The 23590-nt window shown below is 63.0% G+C and carries 27 protein-coding genes and 1 pseudogene; 16 read left to right on the plus strand and 12 right to left on the minus strand.

What is annotated here, in order from left to right; genetic code table 11:
- Positions 1 to 36: 36 nt before the first annotated feature.
- From trpA to ACWGTO_RS13780, 3 genes are read right to left on the minus strand one after another with little or no spacing between them, the layout of a single operon-like run.
- The gene (gene trpA / locus ACWGTO_RS13770) at positions 37 to 876 is read right to left on the minus strand and encodes a tryptophan synthase subunit alpha (protein ID WP_454575369.1); all 840 of its coding nucleotides are present in this window, start codon (positions 874 to 876) and stop codon (positions 37 to 39) included.
- A gap of 2 nt (positions 877 to 878) precedes the next feature.
- Complete coding sequence (gene trpB / locus ACWGTO_RS13775; RefSeq protein ID WP_454575370.1) at positions 879 to 2129, minus strand: tryptophan synthase subunit beta; 1251 nt, start codon at positions 2127 to 2129, stop codon at positions 879 to 881.
- A 28-nt stretch (positions 2130 to 2157) separates the two neighbouring features.
- Positions 2158 to 2817, minus strand: coding sequence for a phosphoribosylanthranilate isomerase (locus ACWGTO_RS13780; RefSeq protein WP_454575371.1), 660 nt, complete (start codon positions 2815 to 2817; stop codon positions 2158 to 2160).
- Between the two features lie 44 nt (positions 2818 to 2861).
- Between ACWGTO_RS13780 and ACWGTO_RS13785 the strand changes: the two genes are divergently transcribed.
- Entirely contained in the window at positions 2862 to 3146 is a 285-nt protein-coding gene (locus ACWGTO_RS13785) for a hypothetical protein (protein WP_454575372.1), read from the plus strand.
- A 97-nt stretch (positions 3147 to 3243) separates the two neighbouring features.
- On the opposite strand, the gene ACWGTO_RS13790 is transcribed toward ACWGTO_RS13785, so the two are convergent.
- The 4 genes from ACWGTO_RS13790 to ACWGTO_RS13805 all read right to left on the minus strand — a co-directional run bounded on the left by ACWGTO_RS13790 (position 3244) and on the right by ACWGTO_RS13805 (position 6654).
- Positions 3244 to 4002, minus strand: coding sequence for a M48 family metallopeptidase (locus ACWGTO_RS13790; protein ID WP_454575373.1), 759 nt, complete (start codon positions 4000 to 4002; stop codon positions 3244 to 3246).
- Between the two features lie 118 nt (positions 4003 to 4120).
- A complete protein-coding gene (locus ACWGTO_RS13795) occupies positions 4121 to 4606 on the minus strand; it encodes a DUF2852 domain-containing protein (RefSeq protein WP_454575374.1) in 486 nt (161 codons plus the stop codon).
- 117 nt (positions 4607 to 4723) lie between these two features.
- Positions 4724 to 5866 (minus strand): benzoate/H(+) symporter BenE family transporter, encoded by a 1143-nt coding sequence (locus tag ACWGTO_RS13800; protein WP_454575375.1) that lies wholly within the window; start codon positions 5864 to 5866, stop codon positions 4724 to 4726.
- 17 nt (positions 5867 to 5883) lie between these two features.
- Positions 5884 to 6654, minus strand: a complete 771-nt coding sequence (locus tag ACWGTO_RS13805; RefSeq protein WP_454575376.1) for an alpha/beta hydrolase — start codon at positions 6652 to 6654, stop codon at positions 5884 to 5886.
- A gap of 219 nt (positions 6655 to 6873) precedes the next feature.
- On the opposite strand from ACWGTO_RS13805, the gene infC reads away from it, so the two are divergent.
- The 8 genes from infC (at position 6874) to ACWGTO_RS13845 (ending at position 13871) form a co-directional block, all read left to right on the plus strand.
- On the plus strand, positions 6874 to 7410 hold the full coding sequence (gene infC, locus ACWGTO_RS13810; protein WP_112559872.1) for a translation initiation factor IF-3: 537 nt from the start codon (positions 6874 to 6876) through the stop codon (positions 7408 to 7410).
- Between the two features lie 172 nt (positions 7411 to 7582).
- The gene (locus tag ACWGTO_RS13815; protein ID WP_454575377.1) at positions 7583 to 8212 is read left to right on the plus strand and encodes a methyltransferase family protein; all 630 of its coding nucleotides are present in this window, start codon (positions 7583 to 7585) and stop codon (positions 8210 to 8212) included.
- 182 nt (positions 8213 to 8394) lie between these two features.
- Positions 8395 to 8598: a 50S ribosomal protein L35 gene (gene rpmI / locus ACWGTO_RS13820; RefSeq protein ID WP_006201248.1), complete on the plus strand. Its 204-nt coding sequence runs from the start codon at positions 8395 to 8397 to the stop codon at positions 8596 to 8598.
- A 37-nt stretch (positions 8599 to 8635) separates the two neighbouring features.
- Complete coding sequence (gene rplT, locus ACWGTO_RS13825) at positions 8636 to 9037, plus strand: 50S ribosomal protein L20 (protein WP_027053776.1); 402 nt, start codon at positions 8636 to 8638, stop codon at positions 9035 to 9037.
- A gap of 254 nt (positions 9038 to 9291) precedes the next feature.
- On the plus strand, positions 9292 to 10389 hold the full coding sequence (gene pheS / locus ACWGTO_RS13830; protein WP_454575378.1) for a phenylalanine--tRNA ligase subunit alpha: 1098 nt from the start codon (positions 9292 to 9294) through the stop codon (positions 10387 to 10389).
- A complete protein-coding gene (locus tag ACWGTO_RS13835) occupies positions 10386 to 10820 on the plus strand; it encodes a GFA family protein (RefSeq protein ID WP_454575379.1) in 435 nt (144 codons plus the stop codon). Before pheS ends, ACWGTO_RS13835 begins: the two co-directional genes overlap by 4 nt.
- A complete protein-coding gene (gene pheT / locus ACWGTO_RS13840) occupies positions 10820 to 13228 on the plus strand; it encodes a phenylalanine--tRNA ligase subunit beta (RefSeq protein WP_454575380.1) in 2409 nt (802 codons plus the stop codon). Before ACWGTO_RS13835 ends, pheT begins: the two co-directional genes overlap by 1 nt.
- A gap of 40 nt (positions 13229 to 13268) precedes the next feature.
- Positions 13269 to 13871 (plus strand): nucleotidyltransferase family protein, encoded by a 603-nt coding sequence (locus ACWGTO_RS13845; protein ID WP_454575381.1) that lies wholly within the window; start codon positions 13269 to 13271, stop codon positions 13869 to 13871.
- A gap of 231 nt (positions 13872 to 14102) precedes the next feature.
- On the opposite strand, the gene ACWGTO_RS13850 is transcribed toward ACWGTO_RS13845, so the two are convergent.
- A complete protein-coding gene (locus ACWGTO_RS13850; protein WP_454575382.1) occupies positions 14103 to 15098 on the minus strand; it encodes an aldo/keto reductase in 996 nt (331 codons plus the stop codon).
- A gap of 96 nt (positions 15099 to 15194) precedes the next feature.
- Between ACWGTO_RS13850 and ACWGTO_RS13855 the strand changes: the two genes are divergently transcribed.
- The 4 genes and pseudogenes from ACWGTO_RS13855 (at position 15195) to ACWGTO_RS13870 (ending at position 18521) form a co-directional block, all read left to right on the plus strand.
- Positions 15195 to 16082, plus strand: a complete 888-nt coding sequence (locus tag ACWGTO_RS13855) for a LysR substrate-binding domain-containing protein (RefSeq protein ID WP_454575383.1) — start codon at positions 15195 to 15197, stop codon at positions 16080 to 16082.
- Positions 16083 to 16200: 118 nt separating this feature from the next.
- Positions 16201 to 16779: a cytochrome b gene (locus ACWGTO_RS13860; RefSeq protein ID WP_454575384.1), complete on the plus strand. Its 579-nt coding sequence runs from the start codon at positions 16201 to 16203 to the stop codon at positions 16777 to 16779.
- A gap of 67 nt (positions 16780 to 16846) precedes the next feature.
- A pseudogene (locus ACWGTO_RS13865) lies at positions 16847 to 17421 on the plus strand (YceI family protein).
- A 113-nt stretch (positions 17422 to 17534) separates the two neighbouring features.
- Positions 17535 to 18521 carry a Gfo/Idh/MocA family protein gene (locus ACWGTO_RS13870; RefSeq protein ID WP_142868665.1) on the plus strand — a complete coding sequence of 329 codons (987 nt, stop codon included), beginning with the start codon at positions 17535 to 17537 and terminating at the stop codon, positions 18519 to 18521.
- A gap of 188 nt (positions 18522 to 18709) precedes the next feature.
- Here the strand turns inward: ACWGTO_RS13870 and ACWGTO_RS13875 are convergent, their stop codons facing one another.
- On the minus strand, positions 18710 to 19075 hold the full coding sequence (locus ACWGTO_RS13875; RefSeq protein ID WP_454575385.1) for a VOC family protein: 366 nt from the start codon (positions 19073 to 19075) through the stop codon (positions 18710 to 18712).
- A 151-nt stretch (positions 19076 to 19226) separates the two neighbouring features.
- Between ACWGTO_RS13875 and ACWGTO_RS13880 the strand changes: the two genes are divergently transcribed.
- Both ACWGTO_RS13880 and ACWGTO_RS13885 read left to right on the plus strand, forming a co-directional pair.
- The gene (locus ACWGTO_RS13880) at positions 19227 to 19535 is read left to right on the plus strand and encodes a hypothetical protein (protein ID WP_210285023.1); all 309 of its coding nucleotides are present in this window, start codon (positions 19227 to 19229) and stop codon (positions 19533 to 19535) included.
- Positions 19536 to 19567: 32 nt separating this feature from the next.
- Positions 19568 to 20458, plus strand: coding sequence for a sigma-70 family RNA polymerase sigma factor (locus ACWGTO_RS13885; RefSeq protein WP_454575386.1), 891 nt, complete (start codon positions 19568 to 19570; stop codon positions 20456 to 20458).
- Between the two features lie 19 nt (positions 20459 to 20477).
- On the opposite strand, the gene ACWGTO_RS13890 is transcribed toward ACWGTO_RS13885, so the two are convergent.
- Positions 20478 to 21188, minus strand: a complete 711-nt coding sequence (locus ACWGTO_RS13890) for a GntR family transcriptional regulator (protein WP_454575387.1) — start codon at positions 21186 to 21188, stop codon at positions 20478 to 20480.
- 101 nt (positions 21189 to 21289) lie between these two features.
- Between ACWGTO_RS13890 and ACWGTO_RS13895 the strand changes: the two genes are divergently transcribed.
- On the plus strand, positions 21290 to 21841 hold the full coding sequence (locus ACWGTO_RS13895) for an autotransporter (protein ID WP_454575388.1): 552 nt from the start codon (positions 21290 to 21292) through the stop codon (positions 21839 to 21841).
- Positions 21842 to 21928: 87 nt separating this feature from the next.
- Here the strand turns inward: ACWGTO_RS13895 and ACWGTO_RS13900 are convergent, their stop codons facing one another.
- Entirely contained in the window at positions 21929 to 22966 is a 1038-nt protein-coding gene (locus ACWGTO_RS13900) for a YihY/virulence factor BrkB family protein (protein ID WP_454575389.1), read from the minus strand.
- A 42-nt stretch (positions 22967 to 23008) separates the two neighbouring features.
- Positions 23009 to 23488 (minus strand): pyridoxamine 5'-phosphate oxidase family protein, encoded by a 480-nt coding sequence (locus ACWGTO_RS13905; RefSeq protein WP_454575390.1) that lies wholly within the window; start codon positions 23486 to 23488, stop codon positions 23009 to 23011.
- Between the last annotated feature and the right edge of the window lie 102 nt (positions 23489 to 23590).

Here is a 23590-nt window from a genome sequence, read left to right on the forward strand (position 1 = left end):
TGTCCTGACGAAGAGTTGGCTAAAGACGTAGGGAAACTATTCGGCGGCAGCAAGGCGGGCCGAACGCACCCCTTGCGACAGGCCGCTGACCAAAGTGGCGACGGCCTCGGCCGGGTCGGCGGTCTTTTCGCCCTTCGGCCCCAGCACATTGGCAACCGCATTGACGATGGCAGTACCGACGACGACGCCGTCGGCATTGGCGCCGATGATGCGCGCCTGCTCGGCGGTCTTGACGCCGAAGCCGACGCAGACCGGCAGATCGGTGTGGCCCTTGATGCGCTTGACCGCGGCGGCAACCTTACCGGTATCGGCCAGAGCCGAGCCGGTGATGCCGGTCATCGAGACGTAATAGACGAAGCCCGAGGTGTTCTGCAGCACCTTGGGCAGGCGCTTGTCGTCGGTGGTCGGCGTCGCCAGGCGGATGAAGTTGATGCCGGCCTTCAGCGCCGGGATGCAGAGCTCCTCGTCCATTTCCGGCGGCAGGTCGACGACGATCAGCCCGTCAATACCGCTGGCGATCGCATCCTTCAGGAAACGGTCGACGCCGTAGATGTAGATCGGGTTGTAATAACCCATCAGCACGATCGGCGTCTCGTTGTCGCCAGCGCGGAAGTCCGCCGCCATCTGCAAGGTCTTGACCAACGTCTGGCCACCTTTCAGCGCCCGCAGGCCCGCTGCCTGGATTGCCGGGCCATCGGCCATCGGATCGGAAAACGGCATGCCCATTTCAATGACGTCGGCGCCAGCCTTGGGCAGCGCCTTCATGATCGACAAAGCGGTGGCATAGTCCGGGTCGCCACTCATGAAATAGGTGACGAGCGCCGGACGGCCCTCGGCTTTCAGTTTAGCCATGCGGCGGTCGATGCGGGTCACCATGATCAGATCTCCATGCCCAGCATCGAAGCCACCGTGTGCACGTCCTTGTCGCCGCGTCCCGACAGGTTGACGATGACGATCTGGTCCTTGTCCATATCAGGCACGATTTTCACCGCATGGGCGATGGCGTGCGCGGATTCCAGCGCCGGGATAATGCCTTCGACACGCGTCGTCAGCTTGAAGGCTTCGAGCGCCTCGTCATCGAGGATAGGCACGTATTCGACGCGGCCGGAATCACGCAGCCAGGAGTGCTCGGGGCCGACGCCGGGATAATCGAGGCCGGCCGAGATCGAATGGCCATCCAGGATCTGGCCGTCGGCATTCTGCAGCAGATAGGTGCGGTTGCCGTGCAGGACGCCAGGCGCGCCGGCATTCATCGAGGCGCAGTGCTCGATGCCGTCAAGGCCGCGCCCGCCGGCTTCGATGCCGATGATGCGGACTTGCCTGTCGTCAAGGAAGGGGTGGAACAGGCCGATGGCGTTGGAGCCGCCGCCGACGGCGGCGATGATGGTATCGGGCAGCCGGCCTTCCTGTTCGAGGATCTGGGCGCGCGCCTCGGTGCCGATCACCGACTGGAAGTCGCGCACCAGCTCGGGATAGGGATGCGGGCCGGCGGCGGTGCCGATCAGGTAATAGGTATCCTCGACATTGGTCACCCAGTCGCGCAACGCCTCGTTCATGGCGTCCTTTAGCGTGCCGTGGCCGGCGGTGACCGGGCGCACTTCGGCGCCGAGCAGCTTCATGCGGAAGACGTTGGGGCTCTGCCGAGCAACGTCGGTGGCGCCCATATAGACGACGCAGGGAAACCCGAAGCGCGCCGCAACCGTGGCTGCCGCCACGCCGTGCTGGCCGGCGCCGGTCTCGGCGATGATGCGCTTCTTGCCCATGCGTTTGGCCAAAAGAATCTGGCCAAGGCAATTGTTGATCTTGTGCGAGCCGGTGTGGTTCAGGTCCTCGCGCTTGAAATAGACCTTGGCGCCGCCCCCGAGGCCCTTCGCCGAGGAAACCTCACGAAGATGCTTCGTCAGTCCTTCGGCGAAATACAGTTTTGAGGGCCGCCCGGCATAGTGCGTCGACAGATCGGTCAGCTCGGCCTTGAAGTCCGGATCGTTCTTGACCTCGTTCCAGTGCCGTTCGAGGTCGAGGATCAGCGGCATCAGCGTCTCGGCGACGAAGCGGCCGCCGAAAATGCCGAACATGCCCTGTTCGTCGGGTCCGGTGCGGAAGGAATTGGGTGTCGCCGGCTGGTCCATCGCCGATCTCCTGGTTCGAAAGAATTGTTCAGGCGGCGCGGTCGTCGCGCGCGGCCCTGACGGCCCGGAAAAACTGCTCGATCAGCGCCGGATCCTTGACCCCCGGAGCGCTTTCCACGCCCGACGAAATGTCTATTGCGGGCGGATTGGCTGACCTCAGGGCGTCGCCGATGTTGGCGGTGTTGAGCCCACCGGAAAGCATGTAATCGACGCCTGCGTCAAGGCCGGCCAGAATGCGCCAGTCGAAGGCGACGCCATTGCCACCCGGCAGCTGCGAGCCTTTCGGCGGCTTGGCATCGAACATGAACCGGTCGGCAACGCCGACAAAGGGCTTTAGCCGCTCGAGATCGGCGGCCTCGCTGACAGAGAACACTTTTATCACCGGCAGGCCGTAACGGGTTTTAACCTCGGCCACCCGCTCCGGCGTTTCCGAACCGTGCAGCTGCAGCATGTCGGGATGCATTTGGGCGACGATCTCGTCCAAAAAGGCATCATCGGCATCGACGGTTACGGCAACCGCCCTGGCCTTGCCGATTGCCGCCTGGCGCAGGCGGCCGGCTTCCGCAGGCTCGACATAGCGCGGGCTCTTGGCGAAGAAGATGAAGCCGACATGGCTGGCGCCGCCGGCCAATGCCGCGGCCATTGCCTCATCGGTCTTCAACCCGCAGATCTTGATGTCGAGCGCCATGGCGCGGGGATTGGCACGAAAAGCCGCAAGAGTCGAGAAAAAGCATGCTGTTTGCCGGCAGCGCCAAGAGCGCTACCTATGTAGGACAAGCCAAGGCGGGAGCACAGCATATGGCCGACCAGAGCATTGCCGAACTCAGGCAGAAGATCGCGCAGGCGCGCGAGGTGATCGTTCATCTGATGGACAAGGCCGCCTTCAATGGCGCCGAAGCCCACCGGGCGCTCGACTATTTCGGCGGCGACGCCTTCGACCGGAATTTTTTGCCGTGGCCGCAGCACGGCGATGAGGGTCTGCGGCCGGATGAGCTGAACGCGGCGAATGATGATTGAGGCGGGCGGGCGGGCGATCCCACCTTCGCTCAGCAAATCTCCGAAGGTCGCGCTGTTGATAGCGGGCCGTCTTCAAGGCCTTCTCGTCCGTCTCTAATCAATCAAACACGATCGCCTGCAGCGCGCCGCCGTTGCGCTTCAGCCAGTCCTTGCAGCGGTCGGTGTCGGGGCAGAGCTGCTCGCACAGTTTCCAGAATTTCGGACCGTGGTTCATCTCCTTGAGATGCGCCACCTCATGCGCGACGAGGTAGTTTATGACAGGCGTCGGCGCCATCATGATGCGCCAGGAAAAGGACAGGTTGCCGTCGGAGGTGCAGGAGCCCCAGCGGCTCGATGTGTCCTTGAAGCGGATCGCCTTGGCGCGCTTGCCGAGCGCCTCGGTGTGTTTGATCACCAGCTTCTCGATCTCCTTCTTGGCCTCGCGCTTGAGGAAATCGGCGATGCGGCGCGGCAGATGAATGCGCTCGCCATGCACGATCAGCAGCGGGCCGCGCTCGTCGCGCGACACGGAAACGGTGCCGCGCTTCGACGGTTCATGGACAATGCGATGCGCCACGCCGCGAATCGGGACCTTGATGCCGGGGCGCACCTGCGGCCGTGTCGGCACCTTGGCCAGCCGCTGCTCCAGCCAGTCCTGGTGGCGGTGCAGGAACTTTTCCACCTCGCCGCGGCGCAGGCCCGGCGGCACGGTGATGCGCAGGCCCTGGCCGCCGGAATCGATGCGAAGTGTGAGCCGCCGTGCCCGGGCGCTCTCGACGATCCTGAGCGGCAGCGTGCGGCCGGCAACGACATGCTCTCGCTCTTTGACAGGCGAGGGCTTGGGCTTGGTCAGGTTGCGAAAGAAGCCGAAGGACATGGCTGAACGATACGCGATTCGAGGAAAACGACCAGTAGAGCGAACGCCAAAAGAGAACAAAAAAGAAACGGCGCCGCTTGCGCGACGCCGTCATCATACCTTGGCCTGTCGCGCGGCCTCAGTCGTCGAGCAGGTTCGAGCCCTTGCGCTTGGGGGTCGCCGGCTTGGTCGATTCAGTTGTTCCGGTTGTGGTCGGAGCAGTCGACTTGTTGCGGTTGGCCATGAAGCGGTCGAACTCGTCCTGGTCCTTGGCACGGCGCAATTCGCGGGCATAGTCGTCGAACTCACTCAGCATCTCGTCGAGCTTGCGGCGCTCCTCGGCGAGGCGCTCGAGTTCCTTCTCGCGCCAGTCGTCGAATGCGACGTTGCCGGTGCGAGCTGAACCATGGCCCCAGCGCGCGGCCTTGTCGGAACTGCGGCGGCAGCCGGCGAAGATGCCATCGGTGGCGCGGTTGACGTCGCGCTTGAAGCCGTCAAGACGGTCGCCCCAGATGATGTAGGCGAGCATGGCGAAGCCGAGCGGCCAGAACACCATGAAGCCGATCACCATCAGCGCGATGGTCGCCGGCGTCCAGGCCGGGCGGATCAATGCGGATGTGTTCATTTTCTCCCAGTCCTTCAGTTGGAGGCAGCCGGGTCCGGCTGCGTGGATTCGAAATGGGATGGGAAAAACGACGATTCAAGACAATACCGGCCAAAACCGGACAAGGGTCTGAAATGATTATTTCTTTTTGAGCGCTTCGAGGAAAAGCACGACCAGCCCGGCGACCAGGCCCCAGAATGCAGCGCCGACACCGAACAGCGTCAACCCTGAAGCGGTGACCACGAAGGTGACCGTGGCGGCCATGCGCTGGTCCTCGTCCTTGAGCGCGATCGACAGCGCGTTGGCGAGCGACCCCATCAGCGCCAGACCGGCGACCAGCACGATAAGGCTCTGCGGCAGCACGGCGAAGATCGCCACCAGCGAGGCGCCGAAAATCGCGAAGACGAGATAGGCGAGCGCATAGAAGGGTCCGGTCTTCCAGCGCTCGGCGGGATCGGGATGGACGTCCGGCCCGGTGCAGATCGCCGCCGAAATCGCAGCCAGATTGGTGGTCGAGCCGCCAAACGGTGCTGACAGCAGCGAGAACAGGCCGGTGACGCCGATCAGCGGGCCGGGTTCGGGGTGGTAGCCGGCGGCGCGCAGCACGGCGAGGCCCGACAGGTTCTGCGAGGCCATGGTGACGAGGTAGAGCGGCAGCGCCAGGCCGATAATGGCGGCGGCGCTGAAATGCGGCGCTATCAGCGTCAGCGTCGACAGTTCCGGCGCCGGCAGGCCGCCGACGCGGCCGGTGAGGAAGGCGGCAGTGCCGCCGCCGATCAGCACCGCCAGCACCGACAGCGCCGGGTTGAACAGGCGGATGACGAAGAAGGCCGCCATCAGCGGCAGGATCAGCCAGGGGTCGACGGGAATGGTCTTGACGGCATTCAGCGCGAAGGTGACGACGATGCCGGCCAGCATGCCGGACGCGACCGACGCCGGTATCCTCGATATCAGTTGGGTCAGAGGCTTGAACAGGCCGGTGGCGATCAGCAGGATGCCGGTGACGATGAAGGCGCCGACCGCATCGGCCATGGTAAAGCCGCTCGACGCCGCCATCAGCGCCAAGCCGGGTGTCGACCAGGCGGTGATGACAGGCATTTTCGTGCGCCAGGACAGCCACAGGCACTCGATCGCCATCGCCAGGCACAGCGCCGTGACCCAGCTCGCGGTCTCGGCCTGGGTGGCGCCAACCGCCTTGGCGGCGGCAATGACGACGGCCAGCGTACCGCCAAAGCCGACGATTGCCGCGACAAAGGCGGATATCGGGATGGAAATGCGCATTCTGCCTAGCTCGCCCCCTACTTTGCCCGCTCGACCATGTCGCCCGCTGCCCTGAGCAGCATGTCGAGGTCCTGCGGCCGCGACAGGCGGTGATCGCCAGCAGGGATGAGCGACAAAGTGACGTCATCGGCCGGCAGCAGGGAGACCAGCTTCAGCGCATGGCTCGCCGGCACGTCGGCGTCGGCCAGCCCCTGCAGGATATGGACGGGGCAATGGGTGTCGATCGGCCCGGTCATGACCCGATTCGCCCTGCCGTCCTCGATCAGCGCGCTTGTGTAGATGTAAGGCTCGGCCGAATAGTCCGATGGCTCCTCAAAAAAGCCCTTCTTCTTGAGGTCGCGCTTCTGTGCCGCGGTCAGCGCCGGCTCCACCAGCTCGGTGGTGAAATCCGGCGCCGGCGCGAGCAGCACCAGGCCAACGACATTGCCGTCGCCGGCCTTGCGCAGCTCCTGTACCATGCGCAGCGCAATCCAGGCTCCCATCGAGGAGCCGACCAGCACCTGCTTTCCCTTGGTGAAACGCCGGAAGACGGCGAGGCTCTCGCCAAGCCATTTCGAGATGGTGCCGTCGGCAAAGGCGCCGCCGGATTCGCCGTGGCCGGAATAGTCATGACGCAGGAAAGCTCGGCCTTCGCGGGCTGCCCAATCAGACAGCGTCTGCGCCTTCGTGCCCAGCATGTCGGATTTGTAGCCGCCGAGCCAGACGATGCCGGGCGTCGCGCCCGAGGAATGGCGCACCGCGATGCTGATTCCCTGGACATCCAGAAGGATTGGGGTGGTCGCGGTCATGGCGGTCTGTCAGTCCTGATTTTGCTGACCGGTCTTTTGGCACAGGCAAAGGCGAAGCGGAAAGTGCCCGCTATATCCTTTGTTTGGTGCAGGCCTGCGTTCAGGGTGATTTTCCGTTAGCGCTGTGCTATTGACTCCGCCCGCGCGCTCACCACATTGGCGCGTCCTGAATATTCTAGATTTGAAACCCTGAACGAAACGGCCAAGGAGACCACGACCATTCGCAGACCTTTCAAAGCAGCGGCGCCCACCAAGGATGGCCCGCGCTCCAACCGTGATATCCGGGTCCCCCGGGTCCAGCTCATCGACGCCGAAGGCCAGAACCGAGGCGATGTCTCCATCAACGACGCATTGCTGCTCGCCGAAGAGGCCGGGCTCGATCTGGTCGAGATATCGCCCAATGCGGTGCCGCCCGTCGTAAAAATCCTCGATCTCGGCAAACTGAAATACGCCAACCAGAAGAAGGCGGCCGAGGCGCGCAAGAACCAGAAGGTCATCGAGATCAAGGAGATCAAGATGCGCCCGAACATCGACAGCCATGACTACGAGACCAAGATGAAGGCCGTGCGGCGCTTCTTCGAGGAAGGCGACAAGGTCAAGCTGACGCTGCGCTTCCGCGGCCGCGAAATGGCGCATATGGAACTCGGCATGCAGCTCCTGAACAAGGTGCGCGAGGAAGTGTCTACCATCGCCAAGGTCGAAGCGGAACCGAAGCTCGAAGGCCGCCAGATGATGATGGTGCTGGCGCCGCGCTAGGTGTCTTTAGGTAATGCGATTATCGGCTCAGGCGTGGTGACAGCGCTTAAATCCGCCTGAATCCAGTTCCAAGGCGTCCCGGTGATCGACGGGACGCCTGTTTTCTTGCCCGGCGGTTCCGCACCGCCAAGGACGTATTTCTTTGCCCCAAACGCCTCGAATGGATTCCGCTATGGCCAACCGTGAAGCCGAAAAGGGCCTTGGCGGCTATCAGCACATGCGCCGCATGGTGCTTGCCGTGCTGGTGGTGGTGCTGTTTGCCGCACTCCTGTTCGGTCAGTCGACCTTTCCACCGGACACCCCGGTGCACGAGACGATCGAGATGGTCGGCGTGCTGTTGATTTTCCTCGGTGTCGTTGGCCGTCTGTGGTCGACCCTTTACATCGGCGGCCGCAAATCCTCCGAAGTGGTGATCGGCGGACCCTATTCGATCACCCGCAACCCGCTCTATGTCTTTTCGACTGTCGCGGCAGCCGGCGTCGGAGCGCAGATCGGCTCGTTCTCCGGCATCATCCTGTTTGCGCTTTTGTGCGCCGGCGCCTTCCACATCGTCATCCTGCGCGAAGAGAAGTACCTCAAGGAACTGCTCGGCGCCCCTTACCAGGCCTATCTGGCGCGGGTGCCGCGTTTCTTTCCCAATCTGTCGCTCTACCAGGAAGGCGATACCGGCAGCTTCAAGCCGCGGCTTTTGCTGACCACCTTGCTCGATGGGCTGGTGTTCCTGGTGGCGTTGCCGGTGTTCGAGTCCATCGACGGCGCCCAGCAATCGGGCATTCTGCCCGTGTTGTTCCGGCTGCCCTGATCCCGGACAGAGCGTCGCAGCCCTTCGGGTGTTGCGCGCGCGCCTGCTTTGACGTATAGGACCGCGTTCCAAAAAACCGCCCGGCAGGGCATGCCGTGGCGGTTTCATTTGCTTTTCGGGCTTTTGGTCCGCCCGAAGTGAACAAGAAGCGCGATTGTGCGCCACCAATACGGAGTAGCAAAATGCCCAAGATGAAGACCAAATCGGCCGCCAAGAAGCGGTTCAAGATCACAGGTACGGGTAAAGTCCTGTCGGCTGCGGCCGGCAAGCGTCACGGCATGATCAAGCGTTCCAACAAGTTCATTCGAAATGCCCGCGGCACGATGGTTCTGGCTGAACCGGATGGCAAGAAGGTCATCAAGAATTTTCTGCCGAACGGCCTCTAAGGCATTCGGTCCGGACACGTTTTAAGGAGATCATGACATGGCACGCGTAAAAAGAGGCGTTACCGCTCACGCCAAGCACAAGAAGGTCCTGAAAGCCGCGAAAGGCTTCTATGGCCGCCGCAAGAACACCATCCGCATCGCCAAGCAGGCGGTGGAAAAGTCGCTGCAGTACGCTTACCGCGACCGCAAGAACCGCAAGCGCTCGTTCCGCGCGCTGTGGATCCAGCGCATCAACGCCGCGACCCACGAACACGGCCTGACCTATGGCCGCTTCATCGACGGCCTCAACAAGGCCGGCATCGAAATCGATCGCAAGATCCTGTCCGACATGGCCATCCATGAGCCGCAGGCGTTCGCCGCGCTGGTGGCCAAGGCCAAGGTCGCGCTCGAATATCTGAAGAACACGACGCCGAATGCTTTTGAAAGCGCTGTCGCCTAGAGCATGATGCCAAAAAGTTTCTGACTTTTTGGACAACATCATGCTCCAGGGGAATTTAGCGAGGAGCGCGATCTTTTCCGAAAAGTCTGCAACTTTTCGGGATCGGGCTCCGAGCCCAGCGCTTCCCAAGCTATTCAATATCTGATTTGGGGAACCCGCGCTGGCACGGCTGGCGCGGGTTTTTCTTATGCCCGCTGTAACCAAAATGGTGACGCACCGAACCACGGTGGCCACCCGACCAAGAGAGTTTCGCCGTGAACGCCACCGCTGGAAATCTTGATGCCCTGGAAGGTTCGTTGCTCGCCGAAATCGCGGCGGCCTCGGATGAAACCGCGATCGAGGCCGTGCGTGTCTCGGCGCTGGGCAAGAAGGGCTCGGTGTCCGAGATGCTGAAGACGCTGGGCGCGATGAGCGCCGAGGAGCGTCAGGTCAAGGGCCCGGCGATCAACGGGCTGAAGAACCGCGTCACCGAGGCGCTGACCCAGCGCAAGGCCGAACTGAAGGACGTGGCGGTCACAGCACGGCTCGCCGCCGAGACGGTCGACGTCACGCTGCCGGTGCGGCAGTCGCCGGCCGAGCGCGGCCGCATCCATCCGATCAGCCAGGTCATCGACGAGATCGCGGCGATCTTCGGCGATCTCGGCTTTGCCATTGCCGAAGGCCCTGACGTCGAGAGCGACTACTACAATTTCACCGCGCTGAATTTCCCTGAAGGGCATCCGGCGCGCGAGATGCACGACACCTTTTTCTTCCAGCCGGACGAGAAGGGCGAGCGCAAGCTGTTGCGCACGCACACCTCGCCCGTGCAGATCCGCACCATGGAGAAGCAGAAGCCGCCGATCCGCATCGTCATTCCAGGGAAAACCTACCGGCAGGATTCAGACGCCACCCACTCGCCGATGTTCCATCAGGTCGAGGGACTGGTGATCGACAAGTCGGCCAATGTCGCCAACATGAAGTGGGTGCTGGAAGAGTTCTGCAAAGCGTTCTTCGAGGTGCCGCAGGTGAAGATGCGCTTCCGGCCGTCCTTCTTCCCGTTCACCGAGCCGAGCCTCGAGGTCGATATCCAATGCGACCGCTCCCGGCCCGGCGAAGTGCGCTTCGGCGAAGGTTCCGACTGGATGGAGATCCTCGGCTGCGGCATGGTGCATCCCAATGTGCTGCGCGCCGGCGGGCTCGATCCCGACGAGTATCAAGGCTTTGCCTGGGGCATGGGCATCGACCGCATCGCCATGCTGAAATACGGCATGCCGGATTTGCGGGCCTTCTTCGACGCCGATGTGCGCTGGCTGTCGCATTACGGCTTCCGGCCGCTGGACATGCCGACGCTGTTCGGAGGGCTTTCTGCATGACTGCTCCCCATACAGGGGGATGCCGTTGCGGCGCGGTGCGGTTCGAGGCTTCGGCCGAACCGCACCATGTCAGCTATTGCCATTGCGGCGATTGCCGGCGCGCCAGCGGTGCGCCGGTGTCTGCCTTTGTCGGCTTTCTGACCGAGCAGGTGGCTTTCACCGGCAAGGCGCTGAAGATGTACGAGAACGGACCGGTGACGCGCTCGTTCTGCGGCATTTGCGGCTCGCCGATCGCCTATGTCGACGAGCGGCTGAAAGACCACATCTATTTCATGCTCGGGACCATGGACATGCCGGCCTATTTCCGGCCGACGCACCATGCCTATGTGCGCGAGCAGCTGCCTTTCCTGCATATGCCCGACGACCTGCCGCGCCATTTGAAGACAAGCGTGCCCAGACCTGACGGGTACAGACAAAACGGAACACAGTGATGAAACTCACCCTCTCCTGGCTCAAGGATCATCTCGAGACCGACGCCACGCTCAACGAGATCGTCGAGCGGCTGACCTCGATCGGCCTCGAAGTCGAGCATGTCGACGACAAAGCCAGCCTGAAGCCGTTCGTCATAGCCAAGGTGCTGACGGCGGTGCAGCATCCCGACGCCGACCGGCTGCGGGTGCTGACGGTCGACACTGGCAATGGCGCGGCGCCCATCCAGGTGGTGTGCGGCGCGCCTAACGCCCGCGCCGGCCTGATCGGCGCTTTCGCGGCGCCCGGCACCTATGTTCCCGGCATCGACGTGACGCTGACCGTCGGCAAGATCCGCGGCGTCGAGAGCCATGGCATGATGTGTTCGGAGCGCGAGCTGGAGCTGTCGGACGAGCACAACGGCATCATCGACCTGCCCGCCGACGCGCCGGTCGGCACCAGCTTTGCCGCCTACGCCCATCTCGACGATCCGGTGATCGAGATCAATCTGACGCCGAACCGTCCCGACGCGACCAGCATTTACGGCATCGCCAGGGATCTGGCGGCGAGCGGGCTCGGCCGTCTCGTCGGTGGGGCGATCATGCCGCATGCCGGCAGCGGCATGTGCCCGGTGAAGGTCACGATCGAGGCGCCTGAGCTCTGCCCCGGCTTCGCGCTTCGGCTGGTCAAGGGCGTGAAGAACGGCCCGTCGCCGAAATGGCTGCAGCAGCGGCTCATCGCCATTGGCTTGAGGCCGATCAGCGCGCTGGTCGACATCACCAATTACGTCACCTTCGACCGCGGCCGGCCGCTGCATGTGTTCGACGCGAAAAAGGTCGCCGGCAACCTCACCGTACGCCGCGCGCGCGACGGCGAAAAGGTCATGGCGCTCGACGGGCGCGAATACACGCTGACGCCGGAGATGTGCGTGATCGCTGACGAGGATGGCGTCGAATCGATCGCCGGTATCATGGGCGGTGAGCATTCCGGCTGCGACGAGAACACGACGGACGTGCTGATCGAGTCCGCGCTTTGGGACCCGATCACCACGGCCCGCACCGGCCGGACGCTCGGCATCATCACAGATGCGCGCTATCGGTTCGAGCGCGGCGTCGACCCTGAATTCATGGTTCCGGGCGTCGAGCTGGCGACCAGGCTGGTGCTTGATTTCTGCGGCGGCACGCCGACGGAGATCGAAGTGGCCGGCTATGCCGGCCACACACCGAAGATCGTCGCCTTCCCACTGTTGGAAGTAAAGCGGCTGACCGGCATCGAGGTGCCGAAAGCCGAAAGCCTCGACATACTGTCGCGCCTCGGCTTCAAGCCGCAGGGCTCGGGCGATGTCGTCGATGTGGCGGTGCCGTCCTGGCGCCCGGATGTCGACGGCAAGGCTGACCTGGTCGAAGAGGTGATGCGTATCCACGGCGTCGACAACATCGCACCGCAGCCGCTGGGCGCGCATGATGCGGTCAATTCCAGGATCCTGACCACGCTGCAGGTGCGCACCCGCACGGCCAAGCGGTCGCTCGCCGTGCGCGGCATGATGGAGGCGGTCACCTGGTCGTTCATTCCGGCCAGGCACGCCGAACTGTTCGGCGGCGGCCAGACGGCGCTGAAGCTTGCCAACCCGATCGCTGCCGACATGTCCGACATGCGGCCCTCGCTGCTGCCGGGTCTGATTTCTGCCGCGCAGCGCAATGCCGACAAGGGCATTGGCGATGTCGCGCTATTCGAAGTGTCCGGCACCTATGAGGGCGATCAGCCGGACCAGCAGCGGCGTGTTGCCGCCGGCGTGCGGCGCGGCACGGCCAAGCTCGAGGGCTCCGGCCGCAACTGGGCCGGCAATTCCGGCCCGGTCGGCGTGTTCGACGCAAAGGCCGATGCGATCGCGGTCCTTGAAGCCTGCGGCGCGCCGGTCGACCGGCTGCAGATCGAGCCCGGCGGCCCGGCCTGGTATCATCCCGGCCGCTCCGGCACGATCAAGCTCGGCCCGAAGACCGTGCTCGGCACATTCGGCGAATTCCACCCGAAGACGCTGGAGGCGCTCGACGCGTCCGGACCGATCTGCGGCTTCGAGGTTTATATCGACGCGGTGCCGGAGCCGAAGGCCAAGCCGACGAAAACCAAGCCGAAGCTGGAGCTTTCCCCCTTCCAGGCGGTGAAGCGCGACTTTGCTTTCGTCGTCGACAGAGGAGTCGAGGCCGGCACGCTGGTGCGCGCAGCGCTCGCCGCCGACAAGAAGCTGGTCACCGGCGTCTCGGTGTTCGACGTCTTCGAGGGCGCTTCGCTGGGTGCCGCCAAGAAGTCGATCGCCATCGAAGTCTCGATCCAGCCGGTCGAAAAGACGCTGACCGACGAGGATTTCGAGGCGCTGGCCAAGCGCATCGTCGACAATGTCGGCAAGCAGACGGGCGGTGTGCTGAGGACGTGAGGGGATTGCCGAGCGATGGCGAATCGCTCTCCAAAGGGCGATGGACCATCTGCGCTATTCCGGGCTGCCGTTCGAAGCTCAGCGAGCGGCGTTCTTCGCGATCGTCACGGCCGATCCGCTGGTCCGCGAGGCGCTGGAACGCGTACGCGCGCTCGATCTGCCGGACTGGCTGGTGGTTTCGGGAGCGCTCTATAATTCCGTCTGGAACCATCTGACCGGCAAGCCGTCGGGTTGCGGCATAAAGGACGTCGATCTCTTCTACTTCGATGACAGCGACCTGTCCTACGAGGCCGAGGATGTGGTGATTCGCCGGGCGGCGAAACATTTCGAGGGGATGACGCTGCCGGTCGAGGTGCGCAACCAGGCGCGGGTGCATCTTTGGTATCCGCAAAAGTTCGGGCGGCCCTGCCCGCGCTATACGAGTTCAGCCGAGTCCGTCAGCCATTTTGCCTCGAAGACGCATGCGGTGGGCGTGCGGTACGATGCTGACGGACAGCTGGAACTGGTGGCGCCGTTCGGGCTGGACGATCTTTTCTCGTTCCGCATCACGCCGAATAGGGTGACGGATAACCAGCGCACGCATGAAGTGAAGGGGGCGAGGGCGAAGGAGTGCTGGCCGGAGATTACGGTGGTGCCGTGGTGAGGAAATGGAGATGTCGGCGCGAGGCACCCCCCTCTGCCCTGCCGGGCATCTCCCCCGCAAGGGGGGAGATCAGATGTCGCCGCGGGTTTCGCCAATCACCAACGTTGCAGGAGGAGCGAGGCGCCGGAACTGCTGATCTCCCCCCTTGCGGGGGAGATGGCCGGCAGGCCAGGGGGGGTGCTTCGCGCCAAGCCTCTCAATAGAAAGGGCGACGAAGCGCCCTTTCCATCTCTACCCATTCACCAGTGCCAGCAGTTCCTCCGGATAGCGCTTGCCGACCACCTTGTCCGGCGACAGCGCGTCACCGATCGCCGCCACCTCGGCCGCACTGAGCTCAATCCCGGCCGCCGCCGTGTTCTGCTCGAGATGGCGGATTTTTCTTGCGCCGGGGATTGGCACGATGAAATCGCCCTGGTGCAGCACCCAGGCCAGGGCCAGCTGCGCCGAGGTCACGCCCTTTTGCGCCGCCAGTTTCTCCAGCGTCGCAATGACCTTGGCATTGGCCGCCATGGCATCGGCCTGGAAGCGCGGCAAGGTGCGGCGCCAGTCGTCGTCGCTCAAGGTTTCGGGCTTGGCGATGGTGCCGGTGAGCAGGCCTCGGCCGAGCGGGCTGTAGGGGACGAAGCCGATGCCGAGTTCGCGGCAGACGTCGAACACCTCGTCTTCCGGATCACGGCTCCACAGCGAATATTCGCTCTGGACGGCCGCGATCGGATGCACGGCGTGCGCCCGGCGGATGGTGGCGGCACTGACCTCCGACAGGCCCAGCGCCCGCACCTTGCCCTCGCGCACCAGCTCGGCCATGGCGCCAACCGTATCCTCGATCGGCACATTGGGATCGACACGGTGCTGGTAGTAGAGGTCGATGACATCGGTATCGAGCCGCTTCAGCGAGGCTTCCGCCACCGCCTTGACGTGTTCAGAGCGACCGTCGAGGCCGACCATACGCTCGATGCCTGAGCCTTCCTCGGAGATCTTGAAGCCGAATTTGGTGGCGATCGTGACCTTGTCGCGCACCGGCTTCAGCGCCTTGCCGAGCAGGATTTCGTTCTCATAGGGACCGTAGACCTCGGCCGTGTCGAAGAAGGTGACGCCAATTTCGACGGCGCGACGCAAGGTGATATTCGCTTCTGCCTCTGCCTGACCGCCATAGGCGAAGCTCATGCCCATGCAGCCGAGGCCGACGGGGAAGACTTCGAGTTCAGTTCCTAGCTTGCGGGTTTGCATCACGTGTCTCCTTGTTGTGATGCGGCTGAGGTAATGCCTTGAACCATGTTCGATAATCATCTCTTATTCGTACAGGCTGTTCCAAGAGATAGATCAATGAATCGCACTCACCTTTCGCAACTGGCGGTGCTGGCCACCGTCGCCCAATGCGGCAGCTTTCGCGGCGCCGCCAGGGAACTGGCCATTGCGCCCTCGGCCGTCAGCCATGCGGTGTCCAGCCTGGAGGCGCGGCTTGGCGTGCGGCTGCTGGCGCGCAGCACACGCAGCGTTGCGCCGACCGAGGCAGGGGCGCAGTTGCTGGAGCGGCTGCGGCCGGCACTGTCGGAGATCGACCTGGCGCTGGAAACAGCGATCGAGGCGCGCGACCGGCCGGCCGGCAATCTGCGGCTGACCGTGCCGCGCACCGCGGCCCACCTTACGCTGACGCCCAGACTTGGCGCCTTTGCATCGGCCTATCCCGACATCGTGCTGGAAATCGTCATCGAGGACCGCTTCACCGATGTCGTCGAAGGCGGTTTCGATGCCGGCGTGCGTCTCGGCGAAAGCCTGCAGCGCGATATGATCGCGGTGCGCATAGGACCAGACCTTCGCGGCGCCGTCGTCGGCGCGCCGTCCTATTTCGCGACCATGCCCAGACCGCAGCATCCGCGCGATCTTGCCGATCACCGCTGCATCCGCTTCCGTTTTTCCAGCGGCATTCTCTACCGCTGGGAATTCGAAAAGGATGGCGAAGAGATCGAATTCGCCGCTCAGGGGCCGCTGATCCTCGACGAAGACCATCTGATCGCCCAGGCGGCCATTGATAGCGCCGGGCTTGCCTTCGTCTTCGATGATTATGTGCGGGTGCCGCTCGCCGACGGACGGCTGATCCGCGTGCTCGACGACTGGTGCCCGCGCTTCGACGGTTTCTTCGTCTACTATCCCAGCCGCCGCCAGATGCGCCCGGCGCTGCGGGCTTTTGTGGATTTCTTCAAGGTGGGGTGAGAAGTGGTTCGCGTAGCGGACGCCTGAGCCTGTGAAGGGCCGGGCTGATAACTGCGGCGAACCGGCTGCTCCACCCCAGGAGGTGGAAGAAAGCGGACCCGCCGTTCGTTTATTTGCCATGCCGGCATCGATCACAAACAGCACGACCCGCTACGGTTGGGTGGCGATCATCCTTCACTGGCTGATCGGCATCATCTTCATTGGCCAGTTCGCACTTGGCTTCATCATGGTGCGGTTGACCAGCCAGCGCACCGCCTTCGAGCTCATCCAGCTGCACAAATCCTTCGGTTTTCTGCTGCTCGGTCTCATCATCCTGCGCATCGCCTGGCGGCTCGGCAATGCGGCGCCGGATCTGCCGGCATCGACCGGAGCGCTGGAGCGTCGCACCGCGCCGCTGGCGCATCTGGCGCTTTATGCCTTCCAGCTCGCGCTGCCGCTGTCCGGCTGGGCGCTGGTCTCGGTGTCGATGCTGGAGATACCCAGCATGCCGTTCAACCTGTTCGTGATGCCGAACCTGCCGCTCGGCCTGTCCGACGCGGCGGAAAGCTTCTGGGCAGCAACGCACTGGTATCTCGCCTATGCCGGCATTGCGCTGGTCGCGCTGCATGCGCTGGCGGCGCTGCGCCACCATTTCTGGCTGCGCGACAGCGTGCTCACGCGCATGATCACGCCTTCGTCAGATGGCGATGTGGAATAGGGCGTGCCGCGTATTCGTTCATGGAGGGAAGACGCAGGACTTTGCCTGCCCCAGAAGGACAAAACCCATGTATGCGCGTATCTTCGGATTGGCGGCTGTCGCCGCTTGCCTTGCCATGCCAGTCTTGGCGGCGGTGGACCTTACGACGCCGCCGGCAGTTACACGGTGAACCCGGCCAGCTCCAGCATCCGCTTTTCCATCGGCAAGGTCGGTGGCGGCGGGCTGAACGGCGCCTTTGGCCGGTTCAAGGGCTCGATCCGCATCGACAACCGTGATGTCGGACGTTCCCAAGTCAATTTCACCATCTATCCCGAAAGCGTCGGCACAGGGCAGGGCCGCATCGATGCCTTCCTGCGCTCCGACGCGGTGTTCGATGCCGCCAACAATCCGGAAATCCAGTTCCGCTCGACCAGCGTGACGCGCACCAGCGACACCACGGCGCTGGTCAGCGGCCGGCTGACGGCGCGCGGCAAGACGTTTGCGGAAAAGTTCACCGCCGAGCTCGGCGGGCTGAAGGGCGGCACGATCAAATTCCATGTCACCGGCAAGGTGCTGCGCTCACGCTATGGCATGGACGTCGGCACGCCGATCTATTCCAACATCGTCGATTTCGACATGACGCTAACGGGGAAGAAGGGCTAAGCGGCTTTTTCTCGCCCGCTTTGCGGGGGCGAGGAACTGGCGCCATCATCAATTGGCTTTTCCCCCAAATTCGGGCAAACCTCCTCGCCTGTAAAATCGATAGGAGAAGCCAGATGTTCCGATGGGGTGTTTTGTCGACGGCCAAGATCGGCCGCGAGCAATTGTTGCCGGCAATCGTCGAGGCCGAGAATGGCGTTCTGTCGGCCATCGCCAGCCGCGACCTGTCGAAGGCCAAGGCTTTAGGCGAACGTTTCGGTGCCCGCCATGCCTTCGGCTCCTATGAGGAACTGCTCGCTTCGAAAGAGGTCGACGGCGTCTACATCCCGCTGCCGACCTCGCAGCATGTCGAATGGACCGCCAAGGCCATCGAAGCGGGCAAGCATGTGCTGGTGGAAAAGCCGCTGGCGCTCGATGCCAAGGACATCGCGCCGCTGATCAAGCTGCGCGACCAGAAGAAGGTGCTGGTCTGCGAAGCCTTCATGGTCATCTACCATCCGCAATGGATCAAGGTGCGCGACCTCATCGCCGACGGCGCCATCGGCCGGCTGCGCCATGTGCAGGGCGCGTTCTCCTATTACAATGTCGACCCGACAAACATGCGCAACCAGCTTGATCTCGGCGGCGGCGCGCTGCCCGATATCGGCGTCTACCCGACCGTCTCGACACGGTTTTCTACCGGCAAGGAGCCTAGCCGAGTTCAGGCGACGATCGAGCGCGACAAGAAATTCGGCACCGACATCTACTCCTCGATCCGCGCCGATTTCGGCGATTTCGAACTGTCCTTCTATCTGTCGACGCAGATGGCCGCGCGGCAGGTGATGGTGTTCCACGGCGAGAAGGGTTTCATCGAAGTGTTTTCGCCGTTCAATGCCGGGCTCTACGACCACCACCGCATCGAACTGCACAATCAGAACCACACCGAGGCACAGGTGTTCCGCTTTCCCGGCACGCAGCAATACCGGCGCGAGGTCGAGACGTTTGCCAGGGCGGCCGAGGGCGGCAAGGAGCGCGTCTTCACGCTGGAGGAATCCGTGCTCAACCAGAAGGTTATCGACGCCATCTTCCGCGCCGGCGGCAAGGAAGGCTGGGAGGCTGTCTGATACAGCAATGTTAGCCGGTTAATTTTATGAAAGAAGGGCGTCCGCATCATGCATCGGACGCCCTTCCTTGAGCTGACAGTCTCACGCGCCAAGGCTGGCGCCCGGTACTTTCAGCGTCGACGAATGGGAGGCCATGTCCATCTCTCCTGCTGTTCTCCTGTCAAAGTTCGGCTTTGCGCTGGTCCCGATCATTTGCTGGCGACAACCATGCGGTTGCCCTCGCTGTCGCGGAACTCGGCGACGGTGCGGCCCGGCTGCCATGGCGCCTCCTGCGGCTCGGTGATGATTTCGACGCCGCGCGCCTTCAACGCGGCAACGGTTGCCTCGACATGGTCGTCGACCAGGACCATAACGGGTTCGGCGCTCGGCGCGTCATCGGCGCGTCTGACGAAATGCAAATTGGTAACCCCGAAGGGAAACGCCAGTTCGATCCAGCGCCAGCCGCCCTCACCCATCGGCTGGTCGGCTATGAGCTGGCAGGCAAGGTGCTCGGTGTAGAAGGCCTTGGCGCGGTTTTGGTCAAACACCGGCAACTCGGCAAACTGAATGTGCATGATGGGACTCTCCTGCTCCTCGATGGCTGCCGCGCAGCCGTCCACGGGGGAAAGACGATCCGGGCGATCGAAAAGATTCGCGGCGGCGGAGAATCCTTTCGAGGCCGCGAAGCGTCTTCTCCGTGCAGACTTGAAAAACAGGAGACGACACATGGGCTACAATCTCATCCGCTACGGCGTGAAGGATGAAAGCATCGCCGAGAACCGTATGCTGGTTGCAAAGGTGTTCGAGGCGCTCGACGAGACCAAGCCGCAATCCGTGCGCTACCTCGTCCTGGAGCTGGAGAATGGCGAGTTCGTCCATCTTGTCAGCCAGGACGGCGACGGCCTGACGGGGCTCGCCGCCTTCAAGGCTTTCAGCGCCGATCATGCCGGGCGGCGCTCGACGCCGCTTGCCAGATCGCCGGCAAAGATCGTCGGCAATTACCGTATGCTGGCCGGCGAGGTCGTGCCGGCCTGATTGCAAAGACCGGCGTTTAGGGAATGGACAGGATGAACACAGCAAAACTCGACCGCGTGGCGCTGGAGGCGATGCTTGGCTCCTTGCGGCCGAAGTTGCACCGCTACTGCGCCCGCATGGCCGGCTCGGTGATCGATGGCGAGGACATCGTCCAGGAGACACTGATCAAGGCGCTGCAGGCCATTGACGGCGACGCCTCTGTCGAGCGGCCCGAGCAATGGCTGTTCCGCATCGCCCACAATGCAGCACAGGATCATCTGCGCCGGCGCCAGCGGGAGCAGGCGCGCATGAGCGAGACCGACATGACGACGATCGAAGACCCCTTGGCAAACGCCGATGCCAGGCTCGCCGCCGCCGCCAGCCTGCGCAGCTTCATGCAGCTGGCGACGGCGCAGCGCAGCGCCGTGATCCTGGTCGACGTGCTTGGCCTCAGCCTGCACGAGACCTGCGAAGTGTCAGGCGCGACGCTGGCGGCAACCAAGGCGGCGCTGCATCGCGGGCGAGCGCAGCTGCGGCTGCTGGCGGCACAGGACGAACAGACGCCTGCCCCAAAAATCGACGCCGACGACGAGCAACGCCTGCGCCGCTATGTCGACCTGTTCAACGCGCGCGACTTCGATGCCGTGCGCGCGCTGATCGCCGAGGACATTCAGCTCGAAGTCGTCAACCGCACCCGCATGCGCGGCAAGACGCAGGTTTCCAACTATTTCGGCAATTACGACCGCGTCAGCGACTGGGCGCTGTCGCTCGGCTTTGTCGACGGCCGGCCGGCCATCCTGATCCGCAACCCGCAGGCAGGGGACGATGCCGTGCGCGGCTTCATGCTGGTCGACTGGCAGGACGGAAAGGTCAGTCAGATCAGGGATTTCCGCTATGCGCCCTATTGCATTGCCGATGCGGAGGTTCGCATCATCGACGAATGAGCGCGGACGGCCTGTCGCTTCAGGCAAAGCTCTGGAGGTTGGCGTCCTGCAGTTTGGAGCCGGCGAGCAAGGCTTCGAGCACCTGTTTCTTGAGCAGCAGGCATTGCGAACGGGCAAGCTTTGCAATGGCCGAGACCTCGGCCACCTCGCAGGCAAGGACAAGCTCCTTCTGCTGGCCGATGATCACGTCCGTGAAGTCGCGCGATTTGAAGCCGAGATGGAGGACGCGCTCCGACTGGTCGAGGATCTGGTCGAGCAGGCGGGCCAGGCGCAGATTGCCCGAAAGCTCGGCCAGTGCCAGGCGAAAGGCGCGGTCGGCGGCAAGAAACGCGACATGGCTGCGCAGCGTCTCCGGCTTCAGCACCTTTCGCGCCGCCAGCCTGATGTCCTCGAGTCCGCGCTCGGTGAGGTTGGCCGCGGCCGCCCTGAACACTTCCGGCTCGATCAGGCTGCGGACATCGAAAATCTCGTTGACGTCGCGCAGGCTGAGCGGCGCCACGACATAGCCGCGCCTGGGCTCGCTCTTGATCAGCCCTTCCTGCGTCAGCCGGGCGAGTGCGGAGCGGATCGTCGCCTTCCTGATCTGGTAGCGATCGCCGATCTGCTTTTCGGTGAGGCTTTCGCCGGGGCGCAGCACGCAGGCGACGATGTCGCTCTTCAGCTGCTCGTAGGCCTCCTCGCTGCGCAATATGTCGGCGGTCGATGGGGAGGCGGATTTCGGGGCGATCATGTCAGGTCTTCCTGGGGCCATGCGGTTGACGCTGGTTCCGGCATTCGCTAGCCTGAGCATCTCAGTTATTGGTATTAAGCTTCTTAAGGGGGATAACTGACATGCCTCTTGCCGCCAATTCGCCTCTCTACGCCGTAACCGCCGATATCGTCAACGCAGCCAAAGGTGCCGATGCCTTCGAACGGGTCAAGGCGGTGCTGCGCGAACACACGGATCGCTTCCATGCTTCCGGGGTGCTCGCCCATGAGGAAGACGACGACGAAGTGCTTCTGCATGCTGGCCCGGATCTGACGATCTACCACATCACCCTGTCGCCCGGCCTGCAGTATCCCGCACACAACCATCTGATGGACGCGCTTATCGGTATCTACAAGGGCAGCGAGACCAACTTTATCTATCCCGTCGACGGCTCAGAGATCGATACCCCGGAACGGCAGGACATTTCCGCACCCGCCGTCGTGCACATGACCCCGGACACTGTGCATGCGGTCGCCAACACGGGCGCCGCGCGCTCGGGGGCGCTGCATGTCTATCTTGGCAATCTGACGGAGATTGACCGGCATATGTGGAGCCCGGACAGCACCCAGGCCGAGCCGTTCGACAACAAGCGGTATCTGGCTGGGGCGAGGCCGATTGGGCAGGCCGGTTCCTGATCGGAAAAGGGCGAAAGCAGGCTGCGTCGATCTCCACCTGCTCTCGCGCATTGCACCGGCTCTTTGCCCGGTAGGCGATCCAGCCACTTAGTCAGCCGTTTTGCCCAGAGTGTCGGCAACCACCGCGCCACGCTCTCCCATTGGCAGGGCAGGACCCGTGGTCGAGTCGATTGCAGTCTGGTGTTCCATCTCGGCATTGATTGCGGCGCCGGCGATGAGGATGATGACGGAAATCCATGTCCACATCATCAAGCCGACGACAGCGCCCAGCGATCCATAGGTGGCATTGTAGTTGGCAAAATGCTGCAGGTAGAACGAGAACAGCCACGATGCTGCGATCCACACGACCGTCGCGATAAAGGTTCCCCAGCTCAACCATCGCCACTTGGCATGTTCGCGGCTCGGCCCGAAACGGTAGAGCAGGGAAATACCTGTAAGCATGAAGCCTGTCAGGATCGGCCAGCGAGACACCGCAACAAGGGTCTCGGTCCAGGCGTCAAGATAGAAGAAGCGCAACAGTGCCGGGACAACGCCAACGGTCAGCAACAGCACGATGCCGATCACCAAGGCGCCAAGCGTGAACAGGATCGACATCAGGTTCAGTGTGATGAAGCTGCGCTTCTCGCTTTCCTCATAGGCGATGTTCATCGCATCGAAGAGCGCCTTCATTCCGCTGTTGGCGCTCCACAGTGCGATGCCGAGACCGATGAAGAAACCTGTTCCGAGAGCCCCCGGTTTCTGACTGGCCAAAGCCTGCAACTGTCCGCGAATGATATCCAATCCCCCTGACGGCAGCAATCCGCCGAGATAGGCGACATGGTCCGCGACTGTAACAGGATCGGCGACGAAGCCGTAGATCGAGATAAAGGCGGCCAGCGCTGGAAACAGCGCCAGCAGCAGATAGAAAGTAGCGCCGGCCGCGACCAGCAAAACCCGGTCCTTGTTGAACTCTTCCCATAGCCGCCAGAAGATGTCCTTCCAGCCGAGTGCAGGAATCTGTGACGGCCAGGCCGCATCGCGACCACGGCCCCCATCCTCTGCCCTTATGGCGGCCTTGCTGGTTTCCGACGTGGCCAACGCACGATTGGCCGCTTCGGTATCGATCAACGAGGACTTGGTGTCCATCGCTCAACGGCCCTCGCTCCGCATCGCCAGGTTTGCGTCTCCTTAGAGGGACACCTTGGCGACCTTGTCCTTGTATTCCTCTTTCGGATCGAACCCGAGCAGCATTTTGATGCCCGCCGTCACGCTTGAGCTATCGAGCCAAATCTCTGCGTCCTTTGGGTCGAAACGGAGCAGTGCCAGCTTCGGGTCGTCCTTCCCGCCTTCGAACCAGGCCGCGACAAAGCGATTCCAGAGCCGGTCGATGACCACCGGGTTGTTGTTCAGAAAAAGCTTCCCTTGCACCGTGGCGAACAGATCGTGACCCTTGGATGTGAAGGTAGCCGTTGCGCTAGCGCCATCTTTCAGGCCCTGGACAAGTTCGGTATCGGTCGCCGTGAAAAACCAGATGGGTCCGTTTTGATTCTCAATCTGAGCGGTCATCGGACGCGGGATGACCTTCGATCCATCGAGGCCGATCATCATTGTCATGTCGGATTTCAACGATTTCCAGAACTTGGCTTCGAGTTCGGCGGGGGTGGGCATCTGAACCTCCTTTCAGATGGGCGAAAGAAGACAAAACGGCAGCCGGCTGCATCTGTTCCAATGGATTCATGGAAAGATCTTGCTTGGGGCACCGGCCCAAGG

The sequence above is a fragment of the Mesorhizobium sp. PL10 genome (assembly GCF_053714315.1).